Genomic DNA, 24486 nt, shown 5'->3' with positions numbered 1-24486 from the left:
GCATGAACCGCCGTCTGAAACTGATCGCCGTCGTCACCGTGGTCATGCCGGCCTGACCGGGTTCAGCCACGCCCGCGGTTCGGGGGGCGGGGGCAAGGGCCGGGGGAGCGGCGGCGGGGGCTGCGGCTGTGGCTGCGGCAAGGACGGTTCCGGCAGCTCCGGCGGGTCGCACGACGGCGGCGGCCACCGGTACACGACGAGCGGCGGCAGCTCCTGCGGCACCCGTTCGGGGTCCGGCTCCTCCCGCGACCGCGAGCCGGACGCCGAGGTCGTCGGCTGCGCCGGCGCGGGCGGGAAGGCCGTGGTCGGGCCGGTCTCCAACGGCCGGACCGAGACGTACACGGTCTACGTCGACTTCCTGGACGAGGACGGCCCCGTGGTGGACACCGGATCGGAACGCGTCCGCCTGAGGGCCGGTGGGACCGAGCGTGTCGAGGTGGAGCCCGGCGCCCCGGGCGTGGCCTCCCGGGTGGAGGACTGCCGGCTCGACCGGGTCGTGTGAGGGCGGGGCGGAACCGCCGGGGGCTCTGGCGCGTGGTTTCCGGGTGTCCGAAGCCACCCGGGGGCAATGCGCCCCATGGGGTGGCATGGGCATGACACTCATGCCCAGCGCACTGTTCTCTAGGGGGATGAAGCGTGAAGCTTCGCCATGTTCGGGTGGTCGCCGTCACCGCCGTGGTCCTGGTGGCACTGACGGGCGCCCGGAGGTCGGGCGGGGGCGGCTGCTCCGGCGACAGTGACAGCGGCAGCTCGTCGACGTCCACCTCGGGAGGGGTCACCAGCGGTGGCTCCTCCAGCGGTAGCAGCGGCACCGGGGGCAGCGGCACCGACAGCGCCACGCGGGATGTCACCATCGCGGACTGCAAGGTGAACGCCGAACGGAAGGTGGTCGCACGGCTGCGGATCGACAACCCCGATGCGGGCACGGCCATGACCTACGGCATCACCGTCGAGTTCAAGGACGCACAGGGCCTCTCCTGGGGCACCGCCTCGGTCTTCGGTCACCGGGTGCCCGCCGGGCAGGTCTCGACCGTCGAGGCCGAGGGGGTGTACACCGGGGGCCGGGACGGCTCCGAGGTCACCCGGTGCGAGGTCACCAGCGCCACCAGGTACTGACCGCAGGCGAGGGCCGTACGACGGCCCGTACGACGCGATTCGGGGCGGGACCGTGATGCGGTCCCGCCCCGATCGGCTCCTCACGCCCCGGACAGGGGCCTTGGTTCAGCCGCCGAGGGGCTGGGACGGCGAGGGGCTCGGCACGTGGTTCTCGGCCAGGGCCGGCGCCGTACCGAGGCCCACCATTGCCGTCGCTATCGCCAGGACGGCCAGGAACTTCTTCACGCGGGTCATGCCAACTCCTAGGGATGGGCCGGGGGGTGGGAACTCCGTGGTTCGCAGGGGCGAAGGTAACTCTTCCGGGCGTATGTTTCTCTTTCCCGCACACGACTGTCCGGTAATCGCCTCGATGTACATGACAGGGACCGGTCACGGCGGCTCCCCCTCTGCGCCGCCGGGACCGGTCCCCTGTGTCCCCCGTAGGGCGTGGTCCTGGGTTACTTCGCGCCGTCCCTGGGAGCGTGGTTCTCCAGGGTGGTGACCTCACCGCCCGACGCGTGGTTCTCCTGGGTCGTCGGAGCGCCGTCGCCGGGAGTCGGAGCGTGGTTCTCGAGCTGCGGGCCGTCCTTCTTGATCTTCTTGGCGGTGTCGCTCATGCGGGCCAACTCCTAGGTTCTGGTGGCGGGAGGTCCCGAGTACGCCCGGCGGCTCCCCCGTGGGCCGCCAGGCGTACTCTCCGGGCCACTCATCCCGTTGGTGCAGGGTCTGGGCCCCCGACCCGCCTGCCCCCCGACGCGGCGGATCGTTATGCATAAGCATGGCGGGGGGCGATAAACAATCGATGAACGTCCGCTGCCGGCGGCCGTGCGGCCCGCTCGGCCCTACGCGGCCACGGCCGGCGACAGCAGCTTCCGCACCGTCGCGGCCTCCGGGGAGTCCAGGGACTCGAAGACGTCCAGCGCGTCCTGCCAGCACGCCCGGGCCCGGCCCGTCTGGCCCAGCGCGTCCAGCGCGCGGCCCAGCACCACCAGCACGTTCCCCCGGCGCCACTCCCCGCCGACCACGCGCAGGGCCAGGGCCCGCTCGGCGTGGGCGGCCGCCTGCGCGGGGCGCTGCGCCGCCAGGTGGGCCTCGGCCATCCGCAGGTGGGTCGCTCCCTCCCACATCGGCTGGCGGCTGTCGCGGAAGAGGGCGAGGGCCTGGTTGAGCTGGTCCAGCGCCTCGGTGGTGCGTCCGGCCCCGGTCAGGGCCATCGCCAGGGCGTAGCGGGCGTTCGCCAGCCGCATGGTCATCCCCATGTCCGCGTAGATGGCCACGCCCTGCTCGGCGAGCCGGATCGCGCTGTCGATCCGGCCCAGCCCCAGATGGGTCCGCGAGAGGTTGCACAGCACGCTGGCCTCGCTGGGGCGGTTGCCGTCCGCCCGGAACACCTCGATCGCCCGCTCCAGGTACGTCTCGCCCTCCGCGTAACGGCCGCGGGAGAGGGCGATGATGCCGCGGTCGTTGGGGGCGTAGCCGCCGGCCAGTGGATCGCCGGTGGACCGGGTCAGTTCCATGGCGCGCCGCGCGTTGTCGTCGGCCTGGTCGAAACGGCCCGTCACGGTGCCCACGTGGGTGAGCATGATCCGGGCCCGGCCCTCGGCCCAGGCGTCCCCGGCGGCCCGCGCGGCCCGGCAGACGGCGGTGGCGGCCCGCTCGTAGCGCAGCGAGTGGACGCCGGAATCGGCCAGGTCCTTGGCGAGGATCAGCAGGTCGGCCGCGCGGCGCAGCACGCCGTTGCCCGCCGCCTGCTCCACGCAGGCCAGCAGGCAGTCGGCCTCGGTGAACAGCCAGTCCAGCGCGGCGGTGCGGTCGTCGAAGGCCAGCCCGGGCCGCTCGGCGGCCGTCAGGTGCGCCACCGTCCGGTCGCCGGGGCGCGACAGCGCGAACACCCCGTGGCCGGTGGCCAGGTAGAAGTCCAGCAGCCGGGACAGCGCCGCCTCCCGTTCCGAGGGCGGGTGCTCGTCGCGCTCGGCGCAGGCGCGCGCGTACAGGCGCACCAGGTCGTGGTAGCGGTAGCGTCCCGGGGCGGCGGACTCCAGCAGCGAGGTGTCCACCAGGGACTCCAGCAGGTCCTCGGTCTCCTCCGGGGAGCGGTCCAGCATCGCGGCGGCGGCGTGCACGGAGATGTCCGGCCCGTCGGCCAGGCCCAGCAGGCGGAAGGCGCGGGCCTGCTCGGCCTCCAACTGGCCGTAGCCGACCTCGAAGGTGGCCTTGACCGCCTGGTCCCCGGCCTGGAGCTCGTCCAGCCGGCGGCGCTCGTCGGCGAGCTTGCGGGCCAGCACCGAGACCGTCCAGGTGCGGCGGGCGGCCAGCCGGGCGGCCGCGATGCGGATGGCCAGCGGCAGGAAGCCGCAGGCGGCGACCACGTCCATGGCCGCCTCGCGCTCCGCGCCGACCCGCTCCTCCCCGACGATCTTGGTGAACAGCGCCATGGCCTCCTCCGGGCTCATGACGTCCAGGTCCACCAGGTGCGCGCCGGCCAGGTCCACCATCCGCATCCGGCTGGTGATCAGCGCCGCGCAGCCCTCGGTGCCCGGCAGCAGGGGCCTGACCTGGGCGGCGTCGCGCGCGTTGTCCAGCAGGGTCAGGATGCGGCGGCCGGCCAGCAGGGAGCGGTAGAGCGCGGCCCGCTCCTCCACTCCCTCGGGGATCGCCGAGTCCGGGGTGCCCAGGGCGCGCAGGAAGGCGCCCAGGACGGCCTCCGGCTCGGCGGGGGACGGGCCCGCGCCCTGGAGGTCCACGTAGAGCTGGCCGTCGGGGAAGCGCTCCCGCGCGGTGTGGGCGACGTGGACCGCCAGGGTGGTCTTGCCGACGCCGCCGATGCCCGCGACCGCCGAGACGGCCATGATCCGGCTCTCGGCGGTCACGAGCTGGTCGCTCAGCTCGGCGACGAACGTCGCCCGGCCGGTGAAGTCGGGCACGGTGGCCGGGAGCTGGGCGGGCCGTACGAAGGTGGCGGTGCCCGGAGGCGTGGAGTTCTCGGGAGGTCTCACCAACTCGTCGTCGGCCTGGAGGATGCGGCGCTGGAGCTCCGCCAGCTCCGGGCGGGGGTCCACGCCCAGCTCCTCGGCGAGCAGCCGGCGGGTGTCGGCGTAGACGGCCAGCGCCTCGGCCTGGCGGCCGCTGCGGTACAGCGCCAGCATCAACAGTTCGCGCAGCCGCTCCCGCAGCGGGTGGGCGGCGGTCAGCGCGGTCAGCTCGCTGACCGCCTCCGCGTGGGAACCGAGCTGGAGGTCCAGGTCCAGGCGGTGCTCCAGCATCGACAGCCGCCACTCCTCCAGCCGGGTCCGCTGGGTCTCGGCGTACGGCCCCGGCACCGAGGCGAGCGTCTCGCCGTCCCAGCAGGCCAGCGCCGCGCCGTACAGCTCCCGCGCCCGCCGGCGGTCCCCGCCGGAGGCCGCCTTCTCCGCCTCGACGGCATGGGCGGTGGCCACGTCCACGTCCAGCTCGGTGTCCGGGCCCAGCCGGATCGCGTACCCGCCGGACTCGCTGATCAGCGCCTCGGCGCCCAGCGCCTTGCGCAGCCGCGAGGCATAGGTGCGCAGCGCGGCCAGGGCCCGCTGCGGGGGCTCCTCGCCCCACAGCGCGTCCACCAGCTCCTGCGCGGTGGCCGTCTGCCCGCCGCGCAGCAGCAGGGCCGCCAGCAGGGCGCGCTGCTGCGGGGAGCCGACACTGACCGCCTCGCCGTCACGCCAGGCGCGTACGGGCCCGAGCACGGCGAATCGCAGCCGGTGGTGGCTGTTGTCCGGCTGACGCTGTAGTTCGCGCCCCATGTGCTCCTCGCCGTCCATGGTGCCCCCTGCGAAGTGTGTCGACCCGCAGCCGTCAGTGTGCCTTGTCAAGGACCGCCGCGTCAGCCGTGTCTCCCCCTCTCCCCACAGTCGCCGCAAACCCGCGACACAACCGATGGCCGACGGCCCGACAGATGCACCGATGCCTGACGTATCGTCATATCACTCTGCCGTGGAGTGCGGTCAATGCACATCCAGCCAGAGCGGGTTCGTCATCGCCGCCATCGGCCCCGGCAGTTCCGGGGAGGCGCCGCCCGGCCGGGGGCGGCGTATCTCGGCGCGGACGTACGAGGCCAGCGACGCGGTGGTGCGCCAGGCGACCGTGCCGGAGCCGGAGGCGGGCAGCCGCTCCGAGCGCATCTCGCCCTGGTCGGTCAGCAGCCGTGCCGTGCCGTCCGGAACGCCCGAGACCTCCAGCCGTACGGTCACCTCCGCGTCCGGCGCCACGCGCAGCCGCTCGCCGATCCCGGCGTGCTCACCGCGCGGGCCGGTGGCCGACAGCGCCAGCTCGATCCCCGAGGACTCGGCCAGCCAGCTCCGGCCCCTCCGGATGCCCTCCAGCACGGCCGCACGCGACAGGTCCTCGGCGTGGACGACCGTCTGCGGCAGCCCGACGACCTGCGGCTCGCGGTGGGCGTCGCTGTTGCCCATCGCCGGTGTCCACCGGCCCTCCCCACCGCCGGCCCGCTCCCGGCCGGCCGCCGCCAGCATGTTGTCCCAGGCGGCCAGCGCCAGCTCGTCGTCGGCCGTCCACGGCCCGTTCCACACCTCGATCGCGTCCGCGCCCGCGTAGCCGAACTTCCACTGGCAGCCCACGTACGGGCAGTTGGGATGCGCCGGGACCACCAGCCCGCCCGCCCGGTGGACGGTCCGCACGTAGCGGCCGTACGCGTCGTCGCGCGCCCGGTAGCGCCAGTCCACGAAGGTGCCCGGATCGGTGCCGATCGCCAGGTAGTGGCCGTTGCGGGTGGTCACCTCCTCGCCGCACAGGATGAGCAGGTCCTCCCCCCACAGCCCCTGCCAGGCGCCGTGCCCGGAGGTGGTGTTGTGCTCGGTGGTGGCGATGAAGTCCAGCCCGGCCGCCCGCGCGGCCGCCGCGACCTCCTCGGGGGTGCGCCGCCCGTCGGAGTGCACCGTGTGCAGGTGGCAGTCGCCCCGGTACCAGGCGCGCCCCCGGCCCCTCGCCCGGTGCGGCGGATACGCGGGCCTCGGCGTGCTGCCCCGCTCGCCGTACCGCAGTGTGACGCCGACCTCGTACTCCATGCCCTGCGGGGCGACGGTGTACGGGCCCAGGACCACGTGCCAGGTGCCGGGCCGCACCGGGCCGGCCAGATAGCCGGGGGTCGCCCTCTCCGCGCTGATGGCGAACTCGGTGCGGAAGCCGCCGGACCAGCCCCGGAACCCGTGCCCGGGCGGCGCCGTGCCGCGCTCGTCGAAGATGCCGATGTCCAGGGCGTTGCCGGGAGTGCCGGAGGGTACGGCGGGCTTGTCGTAGGTGTACGAGACGGCTATCTCCCGCACTCCGCGCGGGACTTCGACGGGCAGGTAGACGAAATCCGGCGCGCCGGTGGGCAGGTGCCCCCGGACCGTGCGCGTCTCCTCGCCCTCCCCCCGCTCCGCCCCGCCGTCGTTCTCCGCGTGCGCGAAGGACACCGCCGGGAGCGTGAGCACGCCCGCGGCCCCCGCCGCGGCGGACAGCCTCAGTACATCGCGCCGTTCCATGCCGAAACCCCGCCCTGTCGTGTCGGATGTGGTGCGCGTCACTGTTCTACGCGCACCTGACGGTCGGGGAAAGGCCTGTGGATAACCCGGCCGACAACCCGTGACGCCGTGTCACACCCACCGGGGCGAGAAGGATTCAGCGCCGGTCGCCCTTCCCCCTGCGGACGAGGAGGAGCACCAGGAGCAGGACGAGCAGGAGGAGACCGGCGACCACCACCGCGATGATCCAGCCCTTCCCCTTCTTCCTGGACTTCTTCCCCTTGGACTTGGACGTGGCCGTGGACTCGTTCGCCGTGTCGGCGGCCCCGGAGGTGCCGGACCTCCTGGACGTGCTGCTCTTGCCCCCGCTGCCGCCGGAGGAGCGGGCGGGCGCCGCGGCCCGGGTGCCGGCGTCCCCGGCGTCCCCGACGGCAGCGGCGGTCCGCGCGGCGAACACGGTGGACGCGCTGGAGGCGGTGGACGCGCTGGACGCGGCATGGGCGGCGGGTGCGCCCACCAGCAGGGCGCCCAGCAGGGCGAGAACGGTCGCGATGCGCATGAGGATCCCCCGGGTGCGGACGGAAGCGGAAACCGGCCGCCTCCGGGGTGGCGGAGAGCGGACGCGGACGGACCCCGAGGTCCGGGATCCGGAACCGTAGACGCCACCGGAGGCGCCCGCGGATGCGGGGCACCACCCCCGTTTTCCTCCCGCGCCCCACCCGACCCCGCGCCCCACCCGGCCCTGCTCCGTACCGGTCCGCGCCCGTGAAACGCCGCGGAGCGCCCGCGAGGTGTGAGAATGCCCGCAGCCGCCGCTTCCGGCCGCTGTCGGCGGACGCTCGTATGCTCGGGCCATGACGTCGAGCAGCACCCCGGCCGCCCCCACCGCCAACGCCATGCGGCGCGCGCTCAGACGCGCCCGCGACGGGGTCGCGCTGGACGTCTCCGAGGCCGCCGTGCTGCTCCAGGCGCGCGGCGACGACCTCGCCGACCTGATGGCCTCCGCCGCCCGGGTGCGGGACGCCGGCCTGGAGGCGGCCGGCCGGCCGGGAGTGATCACCTACTCCAAGAGCGTCTTCATCCCGCTCACCCGCCTGTGCCGCGACAGGTGCCACTACTGCACCTTCGCGACCGTCCCCGGCAGGTTGCGCCGCGCGGGCCACGACATGTTCATGTCCCCGGACGAGGTCCTGGACATCGCCCGCCGCGGCGCCGAACTGGGCTGCAAGGAGGCGCTGATCACCCTCGGCGACAAGCCGGAGGACCGCTGGCCCGAGGCCCGCGCATGGCTGGACGCGCACGGCTACGACGACACCATCGCGTACGTGCGGGCCACGGCCATCCGCATCCTGGAGGAGACCGGGCTGCTGCCGCACCTCAACCCGGGCGTGCTGTCCTGGACGGACTTCCAGCGGCTCAAGCCGGTCGCCCCGTCCATGGGGATGATGCTGGAGACCACCGCCGAGCGGCTGTGGAGCGAGCCGGGCGGGCCCCACCACGGCTCCCCCGACAAGGAGCCGGCCGTCCGGCTGCGCGTCCTGGAGGACGCGGGCCGCTCCTCCGTGCCGTTCACCAGCGGGCTGCTCATCGGGATCGGGGAGACGTACGAGGAGCGGGCGGAGTCGCTGTTCGCGCTGCGCCGCGTCGCCCGCGCGTACCACGGCATCCAGGAGCTGATCATCCAGAACTTCCGTGCCAAGCCGGACACGGCGATGCGCGGCATGCCCGACGCCGAACTCGACGACCTCGTCGCCACGGTCGCCGTCGCCCGGCACATCATGGGACCGTCCGCCTGCCTCCAGGCCCCGCCGAACCTGGTGGACGACGAGTACGGACGGCTCATCGCCGCCGGCATCGACGACTGGGGCGGGGTGTCGCCCCTGACGCCCGACCACGTCAACCCGGAGCGGCCCTGGCCGCAGATCGACCTGCTCGCCCAGCGGTCCGCCGCGGCCGGGTTCGAGCTGCGCGAACGCCTGTGCGTCTACCCGGAGTTCGTCCGGCGCGGCGAGCCCTGGCTCGATCCCCGGCTGCTGCCGCACGTCACCGCCCTGGCCGATCCGGACACGGGCCTGGCCCGCGAGGGGGCCGTGCCCCGGGGCCTGCCCTGGCAGGAGCCCGACGAGACGTTCACCGCCACCGGCCGCACCGACCTGCACCGCACCATCGACACCGAGGGGCGGACGGGCGACCGGCGCGCCGACTTCGACGAGGTGTACGGCGACTGGGAGGAGCTGCGCGAGCGCGCCGCGCCCGGCATGGCCCCCGAGCCCCCGCCGTCCGGCGGCGGGCGGGGAGGGAGCATCGACGCCGAGGTGCGCGCCGCGCTCTCCACCGCCGCCGACGACCCCACCCGCCTCACCGACGACCAGGCGCTGGCCCTGCTGCACGCCGACGGCCCGGCCCTGGACGCGCTCTGCCGGATCGCGGACGACCTGCGCCGCGACACCGTCGGCGACGAGGTGACGTACATCGTCACGCGCAACATCAACTTCACCAACGTCTGCTACACCGGCTGCCGCTTCTGCGCCTTCGCCCAGCGCCGCACCGACGCCGACGCCTACACCCTCTCCCTGGAGCAGGTCGCCGACCGCGCGCAGCAGGCGTGGGAGGTCGGCGCGGTGGAGGTGTGCATGCAGGGCGGCATCCACCCGGACCTGCCCGGCACCGCCTACTTCGACATCGCGCGGGCGGTGAAGGAGCGCGTGCCGGACATCCACGTGCACGCCTTCTCCCCGATGGAGGTCGTCAACGGCGCCACCCGCACCGGCATGTCGATCCGCGACTGGCTGACGGCCGCCAAGGAGGCCGGGCTCGACACCATCCCCGGCACGGCGGCCGAGATCCTGGACGACGAGGTGCGCTGGATCCTCACCAAGGGCAAGCTGCCGGCCGCCACCTGGGTCGAGGTGATCACCACCGCGCACGAGCTGGGCATCCGCTCCTCGTCCACGATGATGTACGGGCACGTGGACCAGCCGCGCCACTGGCTGGGCCACCTGCGCCTCCTGGCCGAGATCCAGCAGCGGACCGGGGGCTTCACGGAGTTCGTCACGCTGCCGTTCGTCCACACCAACGCCCCGGTCTACCTCGCGGGCATCGCCCGCCCGGGGCCGACGGTGCGCGACAACCGCGCGGTGACCGCCATGGCCCGCCTGCTGCTGCACCCGCACATCACCAACATCCAGACGAGCTGGGTCAAGCTGGGCGCCGAGGGGGCCGCCGAGATGCTGCGCTCGGGCGCCAACGACCTGGGCGGCACGCTGATGGAGGAGACCATCTCCCGCATGGCGGGCTCCTCCTACGGCTCGTACCGCTCCGTGCGGGACCTGGTCGCCATCGCCGAGGCCGCCGGCCGCCCGGCCCGCCCCCGCACCACCACCTACGGCGAGGTGCCCGAGGAGCGCGTGCGGACGGCCCTGGCCTCCGACGGTCACCTCCCGGAGCTGCTGCCGGTACTCGACGACTGAGACCGCCGCCGGGAACGGCCGCCGGATCGCGCGGCCGGCGGCCGTACGGCGCCTTCCGGCCGTCCGCGCGGTCATCTCCCGGTCCCCGTCCGCTTCCGTTCCCTCCCGACCGCCGGTGGTCGATTACAGTGCGGACCGAGTGCGGAGGAGAGCACTGCACGTGCGGACTGGACGTACGGAGGGGGCGGCGCAGTGACCGCGACAGCGGGCGGGGGCATATGGGGGCGTGCCGAGCAGCAGGACTTCCGCAGCCGGGTCCGCGGCTGCCTGCTCGGCGGGGCCATCGGTGACGCGCTCGGTGCGGGCATCGAGTTCGACTCGCTCGACGCCATCCGCAGCGCCCACGGCCCCGAGGGGGTGACCGACTACGTGCCCGCCTACGGGCGGCGCGGGGCCATCACCGACGACACGCAGATGACCCTGTTCACCGTCGACGGGCTCATCCGCGCCCATGTGCGCCGCGACACCGGCGCCTGGCACCCGCCGACCGACGTGCACGCCGCGTACCGCCGCTGGGCCGCCACCCAGCGGGACTGGGGGCCGGACGAGCGCCGGAAGGAGGACGGCTGGCTGGCCCGCCAGGAGTGGCTGTACTCCCAGCGCGCCCCCGGCCGCGCCTGCCTGACCGGGCTCGCCGACAACCGGATGGGAACGATCGAGTCGCCGAAGAACCCCGACTCCAAGGGGTGCGGCACCGTGATGCGCTCCGCGCCCTTCGGGCTGCTCGTCGGCTGGGAGCCGCACCTGGTCTTCCAGCTCGCGATCGAGTGCGCCGTCCAGACCCACGGCCACCCGACCGGCTATCTGGCGGCGGGTGCCTTCGCCGTCATCGTCCACGCCGTCGCCCGCGGCGAGAGCCTGGACGCCGCCGTACAGCGCGCCCTGGTCCACCTCGCGGCCCACCCCGGCCACGAGGAGACCACCGACGCCCTCAAGCAGGCGCTCGGCGCCGTGCGCCAGGGGCTGCCGACCGCGGAGCGCGTGGAGTCGCTGGGGCAGGGCTGGACGGCGGAGGAGGCGCTGGCCATCGGCGTGTACTGCGCGCTGGTCGCCGAGGACGTCCGGCACGGCCTGCTGCTCGCCGTGAACCACGGCGGCGACTCGGACTCCACCGGCTCGATCTGCGGCAACCTGCTGGGCGTCCTGCACGGGGAGACCGCCCTGCCGCCCAACTGGGTGGCCGAACTGGAGGGCCGGGCCACGATCCTGGAACTGGCCGACGACTTCGCCATGGAGATGACCCAGGGGCCGGCCCTCCACAGCCCGGCCACCCCGACCGGCTCACCGGGCTGGCTGACCCGCTATCCGCGGGCCTGACGCGCCCGGGGCGGGGCCGGGGCGAGGCCGAGCCCTCTCGGCCGGGACGGCGGACCAGACGAGAGGGCTCCGGTTGGTGACGGGACGCGTCACGAGGCGGTGGGGCACAGGGGTGTCATGAGGTGTACGTGCACCGCCGCGCCGCGCGTCCGTGCAGGAACGATCAGCCGCGCGTGAGCGCGCCCCGGCCGACGGCCCCCACGAAGGCCGTCCACGAACCCGGGACGAAGGCCAGCGACGGCCCCTGCGGGACCTTGGAGTCGCGCACGGCGACCGCCTGCGGCGCCGGGGACTTCACCTCCACGCACGCGCCGTTCCCGGTGGAGTAGCTGGACTTGGTCCACTGATCGGTCATGCCCTGTCGGATTGCCATGTCTGCTCCGGTTTCTCCCAGACGGTGGAAAGAGCCGGGCTGGCCCGGCGTGCGGCCGACGGTACCCGTCAACTCGGCTCGCCGAAGCCCCTGTTCACTCGGTCGGATGGCATATTCCGAGCAGCTCTTCACATGGGCACATCGTGCGGTGTAACTTGTCGCGCCGTCCTTCCGGCGCGGAGTGCGACACCGGGTGCGGCGCCCGGCCGTCAACCCCGGGCGTACTCCTTGATGATGTCCTCGATGAACTCCCGCGTCTGGTCGGCGTTGAGCGCCTGCGCCCTCAGGTGCTCGTACATCACGCTGTAGCTGTGGACGTCACTGGCCTTCTCCAGGTAGAGGTCGCTGGTGACGCCCTCCAGGTAGACCACCGTCGAGTCCGCCGCGTCCGGGAACTCCAGGATCGCGTACTGGCCGTTGACCCCCGGATGCGCTCCCATGGAGAAGGGCATCACCTGCACCGTCACATGGGGGAGTTGTGAGAGGTCGACCAACTGCTCCAACTGCTCCCGCATGACCTGCCGCCCGCCGACCCTCCGGCGCAGCGCGGCCTCGTCGATCACCGCCCACAGCCGCAGCGGGTTCTTGGTGTCGTGGATGCGCTCCTGCCTGCGCAGCCGCACCTTCACGCGTTTCTCGATGTCCGCCGCCGACGCCTCGGGGAGCGCGCCCGCGACGACGGCCTCCGCGTACGCCTGGGTCTGCAACAGGCCCGGCACCACCTGCGGTTCGTACACCCGCAGGGACGCCGCGTCCGTCTCCAGGCCGATGTACACGCTGTAGGGGATGTCCCCGAACGCGTGCCACCAGCCCTGCTGCCTGGACTCCTTGGCCATCTGCATCAGCGACTCGACTATCCGCCGGTCCTCGACCTCGTACACCCCGCACAGGTCGCGGACGTCGCGCTGGCTGATGCTGCGGCGGCCGTTCTCCAGCCTGCTGATCTTGGACTGGGAGACCAGCAGCCGGTCGGCGACCTCCTCGGCCGTCATGCCCTTGAGTTCGCGGAGCCGACGCAGCTCCTGACCCAGCCGACGCCGTCTGACGGTGGGATTGACGTTGGACGCCACGGTGCGTACACCTCCGCTTACGCTTAATACGACTACCCCTCAAGCAGGTTGCCACCAACCATGGCGGTTCCGCTGGGAAATAGCCACAGAGGGTGCACACACGCACGCGCGGGGTGGCGGTGCCACCGCCGTTTCCGGCGTGTGGACCGCCACCCCGCGCTTCGCGGCTCCCGGACCGGGCTCGGCCGGACTGTGGAATCCGTGTGGGTGCGGAAGTCAGCGGACGCCCGCGCGGGCCATGCCCCCGCGCCGGCTCTGCCCGGGAAGCGGTTGGGACGCGGACGACCGCGCCACCGACCGGCCTCCGGAACCGCCCGCACCGCCCCTGCCCGGAGCGGCACGCCGCGGCTGGGCCGCCACGCCGTTCTGCACGTCCATCACGGCGTGCGCGACGAGGCCGCCCATCGGGTCGTGCCTGATCAGATCCCGCAGTCTGGAACGGGATGACCGTCCCTCGTTGCCGGGATAGAGGTGCTTGCCGAGGCCGACCGCATGGGCCAGCGCGGCGAGCGCGGCGGTCCGCGGGTCCGGGGGAACACCGGTGCGGATCGCATTGTCGAGCCGGGCCCTGATCTCCCGGCTGACGGCCGTGTCCGTCGCCTGGTAGCGAGTCGTCGGCAACACCCCGCACATCTGGCTCGATACGGCGTGCACCATGCCGCAGCGCTCCAGGTGCGTGAGATAGGTTTGGCGTAGACCCAGCCTGGGCCCACCGATCCAGTGGACCGCCCGCACGGGGCTGCCGCGCCTGCGCAGCAGTTCCAGTGCGGAGTCCAGGGTCGGATCTCCGGTCGGCCGTGGCAGCACCACGGCTATTCGATCCCCGTCAGGGGCTATCCGTCCTGCGAGAGCCAGCTCGACGAGCTGGGCCCCGGCCAGGCCGAGGTCGAGCGACTGCGGCTGCGCCGTGGTACCCGTGGCCGGGTCCAGGGCCAGCAGCAGAAGCTCCTCCGGAAGTGTTCTGCGGCTCCTGCCCATCCATGCCTCCCCGCGTGGATGCATGACAGGGTGACCCCTCTCACAGAGGTCTGTCGAGAGTGCCTGAGGGCTTTGTCATGGAACCAGTAGGTATGTCGTTACCGTCTGGCAATTTAGCGGGCCCTCGCGGGTCCGAAACGGGGCCGGAGCGCCGGGTCCGAACCGGTGTTCAGGACACTGTTTACTGATACGACGAGTGGCGGACACAAGCGGGAGGTATTCGGTGGCGGGCAAGTCCCCCGACAGGTCGGAACGGAAGATGTCGTCGGGGGAGACGACGGGAAAGGTGGAAACGGTTCCCGAACGGGCTCGTGACCCTCGCGTGGCGCTGTGCGAACCGCCCCGGGACGGCGAGGAGACCGCCGGGAGCACCGCGGAGGCCGACGGCGACGAGGAGCCGTCGCCGGACGGTGGCGGCTCCGGGGGGACCGCCGAGACGGCGGAGGAGACGGACGGAGAGGCCGGCGACGAGGACCGCGCGGACGACGCCGCGGGCGACGGCGCCACCGACGATGCCGATGCCGACGTCACCGCTGACGCTGACGCCGACGACAATGCCGATGCCGATGCCCGGGAGGCGGACGGCGCGGACGGCGATGCGGAGCCCGGGGACGCCGCGGACGACGGGGACAAGGCCGGCAAGGCGGAGGAGGCCAGGGAGGCCGGGGACGCGGAAGCCGGGGCCGAGGCCAAGTCCGGGCGGGTGGTGGACCAGGCGACGGCGGTGTTCCGTGTGCCCAAGGGCGCGACCGGGGACGCCGCGGACGAGGCTGAGAAGGCCGACAAGACCGAGAAGGCAGACAAGACCGAGAAGGCTGGAGACGCGGAGTCCGAGGCCAAGTCCGGGCGGGTGGTGGACCAGGCGACGGCGGTGTTCCGCGTGCCCAAGGGCGCGACCGGGGACACCGCGGACAAGGACGACGAGGCCGAGAAGGACGACGAGGCCGGCAAGGCCGAGAAGGCCGGGAAGGACACCCCGGACGCCGACCCGGGCGACCAGCCCACCGCGATGTTCCGGGCCGTACGCCCCGCGGCCGCTCCCAAGCCGGCGGGGAAGCCGGAGGACCGGAAGGAGGGCGAGGGGAGCGAGGAGGGCGACGCGGAGCGGACGAGCCGCTTCGTACCGCTGCGGTCCACCGACGCCCCCCGCGCGTCCGAATCCACCGCGTCGTCCGAGCGGTCGCGGTCGTCGGGCCCCGCCGAGCTGCCGGAGGCCGAGCGGACGAAGCAGCAGCCGCTGCCGCCGCACAAGCCGCTGGAACTGCTGGCCGAGCTGACGAACAAGCCCGCCCCGCCGGAGACCCCGCTGCGCGTCGCCCTGCGGCGGGTCAAGATCTGGTCGCCGCTCGTCGTGCTGCTGGTGATCATCTTCTCCGTCGTCCAGCTCCTGCGGCCCCTGCCCGAGCCGGAGCTGAAGCTCACCGCCGCCGCCACGTACTCGTTCGACGGCGAGAAGCCGTCCATGGCGTGGCCGCCGGAGGGCCAGGCCGTCGTGGAGGTCGAGGGGCTCGGCTCGCTCGGCTCCTACGGGGAGCAGAAGCCGGTACCGATAGCGAGCGTGGCGAAGACGATGACCGCCTACGTCATCCTGCGCGAGCACCCGCTGAAGAAGGGCGAGGAGGGCCCGCAGATACCCGTCGACCGGCAGGCCGAGAAGGACGCGGGCCTCGTCTCCCAGGGCGAGTCGACCGTGGAGGTCAAGGAGGGCGAGAAGATCACCCTCCGCGAGGCGCTCAACGCCCTGATGATCGCATCCGCGAACAACGTGGCGCGGCTGCTCGCCCGCTGGGACTCGGGGTCCGAGGAGGCGTTCGTGAAGAAGATGAACGCCGCCGCCAAGGAACTCGGGATGACCAACACCACCTACACAGACCCCAGCGGCCTGCGGAAGGACACCGTCAGCACCGCCGCCGACCAGGTGAAGCTCGGCAAGAAGGTGATGGACTACGAGGTCTTCCGGGAGATCGTCAAGCTGCCCTCCTACGAGGACCGCCACGGCACCAACCACCGCAACTGGAACAGCCTCGTCCCCTTCAACGGCGCGGTCGGCATCAAGACCGGCACCAGCACCGCCGCCGGCGGCAACCTGCTCTTCGCGGCCGAGAAGAAGATCGGCGGCACCACGCAGCTCATCGTCGGCGCGGTCCTCGGGCAGTACCGGCCGGCGATCATCGACACGGTCATCGCCGAGAGCAAGGAGCTCATGCTCTCCGCGCAGGGCGTCCTGGAGACGGAGAAGATCGTCCGGAAGGGCGATGTGGTGGGCTACGTGGACGACGGCTTCGGCGGCCGGACCCCGCTGGTGGCGACCGAGGACGTCACGGCGGTCGGCTGGCCCGGCCTGAAGGTGAAGCTGGCCCTGACCGACGGCGGCAAGGGCGTGCCGCACGAGGCGGCGGCGGGCGAGACCGTCGGCACCCTGACCGTCGGCAGCGGACCGGGCCAGGTGCGGGTGCCGGTGGCGGTGCAGGACGAGAAGGCCGAACCGGGCGTGGGAGCGCGGCTCACCCGCATCCTGTGATCCGCCGCGGAGGCGGTACGGGCGGTACGGGCGGCCGGCGCGGGGAGCGCCGGCCGCCCGGCGGTACCGCCACGGTCGCCGTCACGCTGCTGCGCGCGGTGGTGCCGCGCCTGCTGTGGTTCCTGCTGTTCGCCGACAGCGGCGGCGGCCCGGCGGCGCAGGACGCATGGGCGGAATTCGCCGGCGGACACCCCGGTTCCGCGTACGACCCGGCCTGGTACGGGGGCATGCGCCCCGTGCCCGGGGGCGGCTGAGCCGGCGGACCGCTCCGCCTCCTCCGCGTGACCCGCACATGACCGGGCCCGGTCAGGAAACCAGTAGTGCATGACGAAGACGTGGTGGGGCCTGCTGCGCGGCACGGTCAAGGAGTTCCTGGACGACGAGATCCCCGACCGGGCGGCGACCCTCACCTACTACGGCGTGCTGTCGATCTTCCCGGCCCTGCTCCTGCTCGTCTCGCTGCTCGGCGTGGTGGGCGAGCAGGCGACCAAGCACATCCTGGACAACCTGCAGCAGCTCGCCCCCGGCCCGGCCCGCGAGATCCTGCGCAACGCCGTGGGCGAACTGCGGCAGAGCACCGGCGGCGGCTTCCTGGCCGCCGTCAGTCTGCTGGCCGCGGTCTGGGCCTCGTCCGGCTACGTGGCGGCGTTCATCCGCACCGCCAACCACGTCTACGACATCCCCGAGGGCCGCCCGGTGTGGAAGCTCACCCCGCTGCGGATCGGCGTCACGCTGGTGCTGATGGTGCTGCTCGCACTGAGCGCGGTGATCGTGGTGTTCACGGGCGGGGTGGCCGAGCAGGTCGGCACGGCCGTCGGCCTGGGCGACCAGGCGCTGCTGGTGTGGTCGATCGCCAAGTGGCCGGTGCTGGTGATGCTGGTGGCGGCGATGATCAGCATCCTCTACTGGACCGCGCCCAACGCCCGGCTGCGGGGCCTGCGGATGGCGCCCGGCAGCCTGCTGGCCGTGCTGCTGTGGGTGGCCGCCTCGGGCGGCTTCGCGCTCTACACCGCGAACTTCCACTCGTACAACAAGACCTACGGCACGCTCGCCGGGGTCGTGATCTTCCTGGTCTGGCTGTGGCTGTCGAACCTGGCCATCCTCTTCGGCCTGGAGCTGGACGCGGAACTGGCCCGCAGGCAGGCGTACGAGAGCGGGCTCCCGCCGGGCGAGGAGCCGTACGTGGAGCCGCGCGACACCACCAGGTGGCCGCGCTCGCTGCGGCGGGAGATCGGGCGCCGCGGGCGGAAGCGGCGCGAGAAGCGGGAGGAGCGGGACCGGAAGGCGTCCGGCGAGCCCCGCTCCGGCGCCCCCGATCCCTCCGGCGCCCCCGGTCCCTCCGGCCGGGCGCCGGACTGAGAACCGGACCGGGACACCGGACCGGGACAGCGGGTGGGGCACCCCGGACCGGGGGCCGGATCAGTGGTGCCCCTGCTGCCGCCGGTACAGCACCAGGGCCGCCGCCAGGCCGAGGGCGAGGACGACGCCGCCCGCCGCCATGGCCAGCGGCCGTGCCTTGCTCCGCCCGGTCCGCATCGCCTCCGAGGCCTTCTGCTGCGCACGGCTCTTGAGGTCGGCCTTGGCCGCCAGCTCCTCCAGCGTGTCGCCCAGTTCCCGGCGCGTGTGCTCGATCCGCGCGCGGAGCTCCGTCGGGGTGTCGGGATCACGGGGGATGCCCGGAGTCTCTGGAACGCTCATCGCCGTACCCTCGCCCTGATCTCGTCGAAGTCCTCGTGCACGCCCTGGATCGCCCGTTCCGGCTTGGGCGGCGTCGCCCTGCGCACCTGCTGCCGGCCCGTGTAGGCCAGCACCCCGGCGACGAGGAACAGCGCCGCCATGACGACCAGGGCGGACAGCCACACGGGCCACACCGTGGACAGACCGGCGATCGCCGCCGCGACTCCCGCCTGCATCCCGAGGAAGGCCACCGTCGCGGCGCCGCCCAGCAGCCCGCCGCCCAGCCCGGCCCGCCTGCCCTTCTCGGTCATCTCCATCCGGGCGAGCTGCATCTCCTCCCGTACGAGCTGGGACACCTGCGCGGTGGCCTGTGCCACCAGCTCCCCGACGGAGCGTTCGCTCCGTTGCCTGTGTCCGTCCGTCCGCTGCGCTGTGCTCATCGTCGTTGCGCTCCCCTCGTGGGTCAGCGCTCCCAGTACCTCCGCTCACCGCCCGCTAACCACGGGTCACCCGTTCTCGGGGCGCCCGGACGGGGGACCGCCCCGGCCGGTTCCACCGGAGGGACGCGACCGGACGGGGCGCCGGCCCACCGGGGTCCGGCCGGTGCCGGGACCCGCCCCCTGCCGTCCGCCGGAAAAAATCCGGGACGCGGTCGTGTCAGGGTGTCGATCCGGGCAGGGGCCGTTCGTATAGGGGGTGAGGAGCCGGCGCGGCGCCGCCGGCGAACCCGTGGAGAACCCGAGGAGAACAGCCATGAAGCACTACCTGCTCAGCGTGTACCAGCCCGACGGGGGCACGCCCCCGCCGGAGATCCTGGAGCCGGTGATGCGGGACGTCGACGCCCTGAACCGGGAGATGGCGGAGGCCGGCGTGTGGGTCTTCGGCGGGGGCCTGAACGCCCCGGAGACGGCCACCGTGCTCCGGCCCGAGGGCGACGGCGTGCTCACCACCGACGGCCCGTACATCGAGGGCAAGGAGCACCTCGGCGGGTTCACGGTCATCAGGGTGCCCGACCTGGACGCCGCCCTCGCCTGGGGGAGCAGGCTCGCCCGCGCCACCACCCTCCCGATCGAGGTGCGGCCGTTCGACGCCGTGGCCGAGGGCTGACCCCGGCGTGCCCGTCCTGCCCGCCGGCGAGATCGACCGCGTGTTCCGTGCCGAGTACGGACGCGCGGTCGCCGCCCTGGTCCGGCGCTTCGGGGACATCGACACCGCCGAGGAGGCGGTCCAGGAGGCGTTCACCGAGGCGGTGCGGCGGTGGCCGGTCACCGGAGTGCCCCCGAGCCCGGCGGGCTGGATCATCACCACCGCCCGCAACCGGGCGATCGACCGGCTGCGCCGCGAGGCGGTCCGCGAGGAGCGGCACGCCCGGGCCGCCCTGCTGCGGGCCCACGGCGAACAGACCGGCGGACCGGCCGGCGAACCGGCCGGCGGAGCCGCCGAGGAGGGACCCGTGCACGACGACCGGCTACGCCTGATCTTCACCTGCTGCCACCCCGCCCTCGCCACCCACGCCCAGGTCGCCCTGACGCTCCGGCTGCTGGGCGGGCTCACCACCGCGGAGATCGCGCGCGCCTTCCTGGTGTCCGAGTCGGCCATGGCCCAGCGGCTGGTCCGGGCCAAGGCCAAGATCCGCGACGCGCGCATCCCCTACCGGGTCCCGCGCGAGGCCGACCTGCCCGACCGCCTCCGCGCCGTGCTGGCCGTCGTCTACCTGATCTTCAACGAGGGGCACACGGCCGCCGCGGGCGACCGGCTCGCCCGCGAGGACCTCGCCGCGGAGGCCGTCCGCCTGGGGCGGCTGCTGGCCGAGCTGATGCCCGACGAGCCCGAGGTCCAGGGGCTGCTGGCGCTGATGCTGCTCACCCAGGCGCGCCGGGCCGCCCGTACGACGGCGGACGGGGAACTCGTACCGCTCGCCGAGCAGGACCGCGGCCGGTGGGACCGCGGCCTGATCGCCGAGGGGCAGGCCATCGTCCGGCGGTGCCTGCGGCTGGGGCGCCCCGGGCCGTACCAGATCCAGGCGGCGATCAACGCCGTGCACAGCGACGCGCCGACCGCGGCCGACACCGACTGGCGGCAGGTCCTGCGGCTGTACGACCACCTGCTGGCGGTCGCCCCGAACCCGGTCGCGGCCCTCAACCGCGCGGTGGCCGTGGCCGAGGTGGAGGGGCCGGAGGCGGGCCTCGCCCTGGCGGACGCCCTCGCCCCCCGCCTCGACGGCTACCACGTCCTCCACGCCGTCCGCGCCGACCTGCTCCGGCGCCTGGGGCGCGAGGCGGAGGCGGCGTCGGCGTACGAGGCGGCCATCGCCCGCACCGGCAACCGGGCCGAACGCGACTTCCTGCGCCGCCGTCGCCAGGCCCTCGGCGGCACGTGACCGGCCGCCGCCCGGAGCCGCCCGCCGCCCGGAGCCGCCCGCGGCGGAAACCCGTCGCCGCCGGCGCCGGCCACCATAGGCTGGCCCGATGCTGAAGACCATCGCGCTCGACATCGGCGAGACCCTGGTCCGCGACGACCGGTACTGGGGGAGCTGGGCCGACTGGCTCGGCGTGCCGCGGCACACCCTCGCCGCCCTGGTCGGCGCCGTCGTCGGCCAGGGACGGGACAGCGCCGACGCCCTCCGCCTCCTGCGCCCCGGCATCGACGTCGGCGCCGAGTACGCCGCCCGGGAGGCCGCCGGACGCGGCGAGCACCTGGACGACACCGACCTCTACCCCGACGTCCGCCCCGCCCTCGACGCCCTGCGCCGGGCCGGGCTCCGCGTCGTCGTCGCCGGGAACCAGACCGCCCGCGCCGGACAGCTCCTGCGCGCCCTCGACCTCCCGGTGGACGCCGTCGCCACCTCGGACGAGTGGGGCGTGGCCAAGCCGTCGCCCGGGTTCTTCGCCCGGGTCGTCGACCTCGCCCGGGCCGACCCGCACGCCGTCGTGTACGTCGGCGACCACCCCGTCAACGACGTGGCACCGGCCAAGGCGTACGGCCTGCGCGTCGCCCACCTGCGGCGCGGACCGTGGGGCCACCTGTGGGCCGGCACCCCCGAGGCCGCGCCCGCCGACTGGCACATCGACTCGCTCCACGAGCTGCTGGACCTGGTGGATATTGCCGCGACCTGACGCCCGCGGCACCGGTACGGTCTCCGCCGTGTACCGAACAGCCGGCGCCGCCCCGCCCGCCCCGCCCTCACCGTCTCCCGTCACCGCGGACGACCTCGACCGCGCCGTGCGGCTCGCCGCGGCCGCCCTGCGCGAGGTGCCCGCGGACGGCTGGGACGACCGGGCCGGGACGCTGGAGTGGAGCCGCTGGGAGACCGTCGAGCACCTCGGCGACGACCTCTTCGCGTACGCCGCCCAACTGGGCTCCGGGGGATCGCCGCCGGACGGGAACGTGCCCTTCGCGTGGGAGAGCCGGCGGCCCGGCGGCCCGGCGAACGCCGTCCACGCCGACCGCGCGGCGGGGCCGGAGGGGCTGCTGCGGGTGCTGGAGGCGTGCGGCGCGCTGCTGGCCGCCGTGGTGCGCACGACGTCCCCGGACGTCCGCGCCCACCACGTCTTCGGGGCGTCGGATCCGGAGGGCTTCGCCGCGATGGGGATCGTGGAGACCCTGGTGCACACCCACGACGTGACCCTCGGGCCCGGGCTCCCGTGGCACCCGCCCGCCGACCTGTGCGCCCGGGTGCTCGCCCGGCTCTTCCCGGACGTCCCGGCGGCCACGGACCCCTGGCCCGCCCTGCTGTGGGCCACCGGCCGCGGCGACCTGCCCGGCCGCCCGCGCCGGACCGCCTGGCGCTGGTACGGCGCGCCCCGGGCGGAGGACCACGACCACGAGCCGGACCGGTCCGCGGCGCCGGCCGCGGCACAGCGGAGGAGTTGACGCGTGATGCCCGCCGTTCCCGCCGATCCGACGGTGCTCCACCCGGTGCCCGGACAGCCGCGCGTGGTGCTGCTGAAGCCGCTGGTGACCTCGCCGCTGATCGAGGCCGGGGAGTTCTCCTACTACGACGACCCGGACGACCCGACCGCGTTCGAGACCCGCAACGTGCTGTACCACTACGGGCCGGAGAAGCTGGTCATCGGGAAGTTCTGCGCGCTGGGCACGGGAGTGCGGTTCATCATGAACGGCGCCAACCACCGCATGGACGGCCCCTCGACGTTCCCCTTCCCGATCATGGGCGGTTCCTGGGCCGAGCACGCCGACCTGATCACCGGCCTGCCCGGCCGGGGCGACACCGTGGTCGGCAACGACGTGTGGCTCGGGTACCGGGCCACGGTGATGCCCGGCGTCCGCATCGGACACGGCGCGATCGTCGCGACGGGCTCCGTGGTCGTCGAGGACGTCCCCGACTACGGGATCGTCGGCGGCAACCCCGCCAGGCTCGTCCGCCGCCGCTTCGACGACGCCGACATCGCCCGTCTCCTGGACCTGGCCTGGTGGGACTGGCCGGTCCGGCACATCACCGAGCACATCCGGGTGATCATGTCCGGCAGCGTCGACGACCTGTGGGCCGTGGCCCCGGCCGGCCCGGACTGACCGCCGTCCGCCCGGCTCCCCTCAACGGGCGGGCAGGTCCCGCAGGGCCCCGGTGACGTCGGCGGGTGCCTCCTCGGCCGCGCGCCGCCGTCTACGCCTCGGGGTGTCCGCCGCCAGAGGGCTCCACGCCAGAGGGGTCCGCGGCCCGGGAACCACGGGGAAGCAGCAGCGCCGAGCCCGTGTGGAGCGTGATGCGGGTCGGTGCGAAGCCGGTGGCGTCGACCGGAGGCTCCCCGGTGCCGGGGTTGCGGGCGTAGCGCGGATGGGCACCTCCGCTGATCTGCCACCGGACGCGGTGGCCGGCCGGAAAGCGGTGGGCGGTGGAACTCATCGGCACGGTGACCTCCGAGGGCGCCTGCCCCACCGTCTCCAGCCGGGCCAGCCCGTCACAGACGTTGGTGGAGCGGCCCTGCGCGTCCACATCGCACAGCCGGGTGAAGACGTGGGCGTGTCCGGTGTCCGTGGAGACGCTCAGCCGCGCGGAGACCGGGCCGAGGACGTCCACGGGCTCGGCCAGGGGAGGGCCGGTGAACGTCAGGACGTCTCCCCGGGCCTCCAGGGCGCCGTTGTCGCGGGGTCCGGCCGTGGGGGAGAGCAGGGGGCCGCCGAGGGACGGCGTGGGATCGGCCGGGTCGTAACGCAAGGACGCCAGTGGCGCGGAGCCCGCGGCGGCCTGCCGGGTGAGGTGCCCGTCCGGGGTGGGGAACCACGGGGTGGTGACCGGGGAGAACGGCCAGTCGTCGAGGTCCCGCCACACGTCCTCGCCGCCGACGTGCACGCGCACGCGGGTGGGGCGCAGGCCGGACGGCTCGGCGCACAGGTGCGCGCGCAGCCAGGCGAGGCTCTCCGTGAACACCTCCGGCCAGCCCTGCTGCAGTGCGGAGGTGTGGGTCCAGGGGCCGACGAGCAGGGCGGTGTCGCATCCGGCCCGACGCAGCCGGGCGTACTGCTCGAAGGTCTGGTCGGCCAGGGCGTCGTGCCATCCGGTGATCAGGCCGGTGGGTACGCCCGGCTGCTCGGCCGCCCGGGCCAGGGACGCACCGCTCCAGTACGGGTCGTCGGCGTCCTGGTGCGCCATCGCGTCCTCCAGCCACGGCACGTCGTCTCCCATGGCGGACGAGTACGCCCCGCGCAGCGGCCGCGCGGTGGTGATGTCGCGCAGCCGGCGCCGCAGGCGCAGCGTCGCCCTCGCGAAGGGCACGACCCCCCCGGTGCTGGTGCGTCATGCCCACGCCGACCACCAGGGCGTTCTCCAGCCGGAGGGCACCGTCCGCGTGGAACAGGGCATGGGGTCGTGCAGCCCCACCTGCACCACCATCGCCCTCAGTTCCGGCGGCGGGTCCAGGGCGAGCGCCCACTGCACGTATCCCAGGTAACTGGGGCCGACCGTGCCCAGCGTTCCGTTGAACCAGGGCTGCCCGCGCAGCCAGGACACCGTGGCCCGGCCGTCGGCGGCCTCGTTCCCCACAGGTGGAACTCACCGCCCGAGCCGCCGGTGCCGCGGCAGCTCTGCAGGACCACGTGGAAGCCCTGTTCGGCGAAGAGCACGCCGTACATGGGGGACCACGGCAGCCCCCTGCCGTACGGCGAGCGCACCAGGAGGGTGGGGAAGTCGCCCTCCGCACGGGGGAAGTAGTGATCCGTGATCAACGGGCTGCCGTCGGCGGCCGGCACCACCAGTCCCGGTTCCCACCCGACGTCGTACCGCCTGACCGGGAGGCCGCGCCAGGTCGCCCTCAGCATCCGTGAGGACAGGGGCGGCTTCCGGGAAGGCGTTCTCCGGGCCGGCCTTGGCACGGCGTCGTGGGTGCGTGGTGGCATGTGGGCCCCTCCTCAATTTACGTACGGTGTACGAGAATAGAGGATGCTTGGATGGCGTCCGCAACGTCCGCAACATCCACAACGGCCTCGGCGGTCGGGGAGTCGGGGAGAGGAGCAGGAAGACCGTGACGCATGACGG

General features: G+C 73.9%; 22 protein-coding genes and 1 pseudogene. 12 read left to right on the top strand and 11 right to left on the bottom strand.

Going from position 1 to position 24486, the window contains the following annotated elements; translation table 11 throughout:
- Window positions 1-301: 301 nt before the first annotated feature.
- Window positions 302-502 (top strand): hypothetical protein, encoded by a 201-nt coding sequence (locus VE546_RS25960; RefSeq protein ID WP_324926482.1) that lies wholly within the window; start codon window positions 302-304, stop codon window positions 500-502.
- 134 nt (window positions 503-636) lie between these two features.
- Window positions 637-1116 carry a hypothetical protein gene (locus tag VE546_RS25955; RefSeq protein WP_324926480.1) on the top strand — a complete coding sequence of 160 codons (480 nt, stop codon included), beginning with the start codon at window positions 637-639 and terminating at the stop codon, window positions 1114-1116.
- A 105-nt stretch (window positions 1117-1221) separates the two neighbouring features.
- Here the strand turns inward: VE546_RS25955 and VE546_RS25950 are convergent, their stop codons facing one another.
- The 5 genes from VE546_RS25950 to VE546_RS25930 all read right to left on the bottom strand — a co-directional run bounded on the left by VE546_RS25950 (window position 1222) and on the right by VE546_RS25930 (window position 7149).
- Entirely contained in the window at window positions 1222-1350 is a 129-nt protein-coding gene (locus VE546_RS25950; protein WP_324926478.1) for a hypothetical protein, read from the bottom strand.
- Window positions 1351-1553: 203 nt separating this feature from the next.
- The gene (locus VE546_RS25945; protein ID WP_324926476.1) at window positions 1554-1712 is read right to left on the bottom strand and encodes a sigma-like protein; all 159 of its coding nucleotides are present in this window, start codon (window positions 1710-1712) and stop codon (window positions 1554-1556) included.
- Window positions 1713-1937: 225 nt separating this feature from the next.
- Entirely contained in the window at window positions 1938-4871 is a 2934-nt protein-coding gene (locus VE546_RS25940) for an AfsR/SARP family transcriptional regulator (protein ID WP_324926581.1), read from the bottom strand.
- Between the two features lie 201 nt (window positions 4872-5072).
- On the bottom strand, window positions 5073-6611 hold the full coding sequence (locus tag VE546_RS25935; protein WP_324926474.1) for a CehA/McbA family metallohydrolase: 1539 nt from the start codon (window positions 6609-6611) through the stop codon (window positions 5073-5075).
- Window positions 6612-6747: 136 nt separating this feature from the next.
- Window positions 6748-7149, bottom strand: coding sequence for a hypothetical protein (locus VE546_RS25930; protein WP_324926472.1), 402 nt, complete (start codon window positions 7147-7149; stop codon window positions 6748-6750).
- Between the two features lie 295 nt (window positions 7150-7444).
- Here VE546_RS25930 and VE546_RS25925 point away from each other — a divergent pair, with 295 nt between their 5' ends.
- Window positions 7445-10060 (top strand): bifunctional FO biosynthesis protein CofGH, encoded by a 2616-nt coding sequence (locus tag VE546_RS25925; RefSeq protein ID WP_324926470.1) that lies wholly within the window; start codon window positions 7445-7447, stop codon window positions 10058-10060.
- A gap of 192 nt (window positions 10061-10252) precedes the next feature.
- Window positions 10253-11377: an ADP-ribosylglycohydrolase family protein gene (locus VE546_RS25920; protein ID WP_324926468.1), complete on the top strand. Its 1125-nt coding sequence runs from the start codon at window positions 10253-10255 to the stop codon at window positions 11375-11377.
- Between the two features lie 163 nt (window positions 11378-11540).
- On the opposite strand, the gene VE546_RS25915 is transcribed toward VE546_RS25920, so the two are convergent.
- The 3 genes from VE546_RS25915 to VE546_RS25905 all read right to left on the bottom strand — a co-directional run bounded on the left by VE546_RS25915 (window position 11541) and on the right by VE546_RS25905 (window position 13798).
- Complete coding sequence (locus VE546_RS25915; protein WP_324926466.1) at window positions 11541-11750, bottom strand: DUF397 domain-containing protein; 210 nt, start codon at window positions 11748-11750, stop codon at window positions 11541-11543.
- 209 nt (window positions 11751-11959) lie between these two features.
- A complete protein-coding gene (locus tag VE546_RS25910; RefSeq protein WP_324926464.1) occupies window positions 11960-12820 on the bottom strand; it encodes a helix-turn-helix transcriptional regulator in 861 nt (286 codons plus the stop codon).
- Between the two features lie 216 nt (window positions 12821-13036).
- A complete protein-coding gene (locus tag VE546_RS25905) occupies window positions 13037-13798 on the bottom strand; it encodes a GOLPH3/VPS74 family protein (protein ID WP_324926579.1) in 762 nt (253 codons plus the stop codon).
- Between the two features lie 259 nt (window positions 13799-14057).
- On the opposite strand from VE546_RS25905, the gene VE546_RS25900 reads away from it, so the two are divergent.
- The 3 genes from VE546_RS25900 to VE546_RS25890 all read left to right on the top strand — a co-directional run bounded on the left by VE546_RS25900 (window position 14058) and on the right by VE546_RS25890 (window position 17678).
- Window positions 14058-16319 (top strand): serine hydrolase, encoded by a 2262-nt coding sequence (locus tag VE546_RS25900; RefSeq protein WP_414720592.1) that lies wholly within the window; start codon window positions 14058-14060, stop codon window positions 16317-16319.
- A complete protein-coding gene (locus VE546_RS25895) occupies window positions 16316-16573 on the top strand; it encodes a hypothetical protein (RefSeq protein WP_324926460.1) in 258 nt (85 codons plus the stop codon). The genes VE546_RS25900 and VE546_RS25895 overlap by 4 nt, the downstream gene beginning before the upstream one ends.
- 70 nt (window positions 16574-16643) lie before the next feature.
- The gene (locus VE546_RS25890; protein WP_324926458.1) at window positions 16644-17678 is read left to right on the top strand and encodes a YihY/virulence factor BrkB family protein; all 1035 of its coding nucleotides are present in this window, start codon (window positions 16644-16646) and stop codon (window positions 17676-17678) included.
- A gap of 60 nt (window positions 17679-17738) precedes the next feature.
- On the opposite strand, the gene VE546_RS25885 is transcribed toward VE546_RS25890, so the two are convergent.
- Window positions 17739-18017, bottom strand: coding sequence for a DUF3618 domain-containing protein (locus VE546_RS25885; protein ID WP_324926456.1), 279 nt, complete (start codon window positions 18015-18017; stop codon window positions 17739-17741).
- Entirely contained in the window at window positions 18014-18436 is a 423-nt protein-coding gene (locus tag VE546_RS25880) for a phage holin family protein (protein WP_324926454.1), read from the bottom strand. The genes VE546_RS25885 and VE546_RS25880 overlap by 4 nt, the downstream gene beginning before the upstream one ends.
- Window positions 18437-18749: 313 nt before the next feature.
- On the opposite strand from VE546_RS25880, the gene VE546_RS25875 reads away from it, so the two are divergent.
- The 5 genes from VE546_RS25875 to VE546_RS25855 all read left to right on the top strand — a co-directional run bounded on the left by VE546_RS25875 (window position 18750) and on the right by VE546_RS25855 (window position 22526).
- Window positions 18750-19103, top strand: coding sequence for a YciI family protein (locus tag VE546_RS25875; protein WP_324926452.1), 354 nt, complete (start codon window positions 18750-18752; stop codon window positions 19101-19103).
- 7 nt (window positions 19104-19110) lie between these two features.
- Window positions 19111-20376: an RNA polymerase sigma factor gene (locus tag VE546_RS25870; RefSeq protein ID WP_414720589.1), complete on the top strand. Its 1266-nt coding sequence runs from the start codon at window positions 19111-19113 to the stop codon at window positions 20374-20376.
- Window positions 20377-20464: 88 nt separating this feature from the next.
- Window positions 20465-21112, top strand: coding sequence for an HAD family hydrolase (locus tag VE546_RS25865; protein ID WP_324926450.1), 648 nt, complete (start codon window positions 20465-20467; stop codon window positions 21110-21112).
- Between the two features lie 28 nt (window positions 21113-21140).
- On the top strand, window positions 21141-21869 hold the full coding sequence (locus VE546_RS25860) for a DinB family protein (RefSeq protein ID WP_324926448.1): 729 nt from the start codon (window positions 21141-21143) through the stop codon (window positions 21867-21869).
- A gap of 6 nt (window positions 21870-21875) precedes the next feature.
- Window positions 21876-22526: a CatB-related O-acetyltransferase gene (locus tag VE546_RS25855; RefSeq protein WP_324926446.1), complete on the top strand. Its 651-nt coding sequence runs from the start codon at window positions 21876-21878 to the stop codon at window positions 22524-22526.
- Between the two features lie 91 nt (window positions 22527-22617).
- Here the strand turns inward: VE546_RS25855 and VE546_RS25850 are convergent.
- Window positions 22618-24269: pseudogene (locus tag VE546_RS25850) on the bottom strand (CocE/NonD family hydrolase).
- Window positions 24270-24486: the final 217 nt, after the last annotated feature.

The sequence above is a fragment of the Streptomyces sp. genome (genome assembly GCF_035644915.1).
Classification (GTDB): Bacteria; Actinomycetota; Actinomycetes; order Streptomycetales; family Streptomycetaceae; genus Streptomyces.
The sequence above is the reverse complement of the archived record's forward strand: the minus strand, read 5'-3'. Positions and strand labels throughout refer to the sequence as shown.

What these genes read in the sequence shown, in the direction of transcription:
- VE546_RS25935 (WP_324926474.1), bottom strand. Translation starts at nt 6,611, where the DNA reads ATGGAACGGCGCGATGTACTGAGGCTGTCCGCCGCGGCGGGGGCCGCG.
- VE546_RS25880 (WP_324926454.1), bottom strand. Translation starts at nt 18,436, where the DNA reads ATGAGCACAGCGCAGCGGACGGACGGACACAGGCAACGGAGCGAACGC.
- VE546_RS25930 (WP_324926472.1), bottom strand. Translation starts at nt 7,149, where the DNA reads ATGCGCATCGCGACCGTTCTCGCCCTGCTGGGCGCCCTGCTGGTGGGC.
- VE546_RS25885 (WP_324926456.1), bottom strand. Translation starts at nt 18,017, where the DNA reads ATGAGCGTTCCAGAGACTCCGGGCATCCCCCGTGATCCCGACACCCCG.
- VE546_RS25925 (WP_324926470.1), top strand. Translation starts at nt 7,445, where the DNA reads ATGACGTCGAGCAGCACCCCGGCCGCCCCCACCGCCAACGCCATGCGG.
- VE546_RS25855 (WP_324926446.1), top strand. Translation starts at nt 21,876, where the DNA reads ATGCCCGCCGTTCCCGCCGATCCGACGGTGCTCCACCCGGTGCCCGGA.
- VE546_RS25905 (WP_324926579.1), bottom strand. Translation starts at nt 13,798, where the DNA reads ATGGGCAGGAGCCGCAGAACACTTCCGGAGGAGCTTCTGCTGCTGGCC.
- VE546_RS25945 (WP_324926476.1), bottom strand. Translation starts at nt 1,712, where the DNA reads ATGAGCGACACCGCCAAGAAGATCAAGAAGGACGGCCCGCAGCTCGAG.
- VE546_RS25950 (WP_324926478.1), bottom strand. Translation starts at nt 1,350, where the DNA reads ATGACCCGCGTGAAGAAGTTCCTGGCCGTCCTGGCGATAGCGACGGCA.
- VE546_RS25915 (WP_324926466.1), bottom strand. Translation starts at nt 11,750, where the DNA reads ATGGCAATCCGACAGGGCATGACCGATCAGTGGACCAAGTCCAGCTAC.
- VE546_RS25900 (WP_414720592.1), top strand. Translation starts at nt 14,058, where the DNA reads ATGTCGTCGGGGGAGACGACGGGAAAGGTGGAAACGGTTCCCGAACGG.
- VE546_RS25875 (WP_324926452.1), top strand. Translation starts at nt 18,750, where the DNA reads ATGAAGCACTACCTGCTCAGCGTGTACCAGCCCGACGGGGGCACGCCC.
- VE546_RS25940 (WP_324926581.1), bottom strand. Translation starts at nt 4,871, where the DNA reads ATGGGGCGCGAACTACAGCGTCAGCCGGACAACAGCCACCACCGGCTG.
- VE546_RS25890 (WP_324926458.1), top strand. Translation starts at nt 16,644, where the DNA reads ATGACGAAGACGTGGTGGGGCCTGCTGCGCGGCACGGTCAAGGAGTTC.
- VE546_RS25865 (WP_324926450.1), top strand. Translation starts at nt 20,465, where the DNA reads ATGCTGAAGACCATCGCGCTCGACATCGGCGAGACCCTGGTCCGCGAC.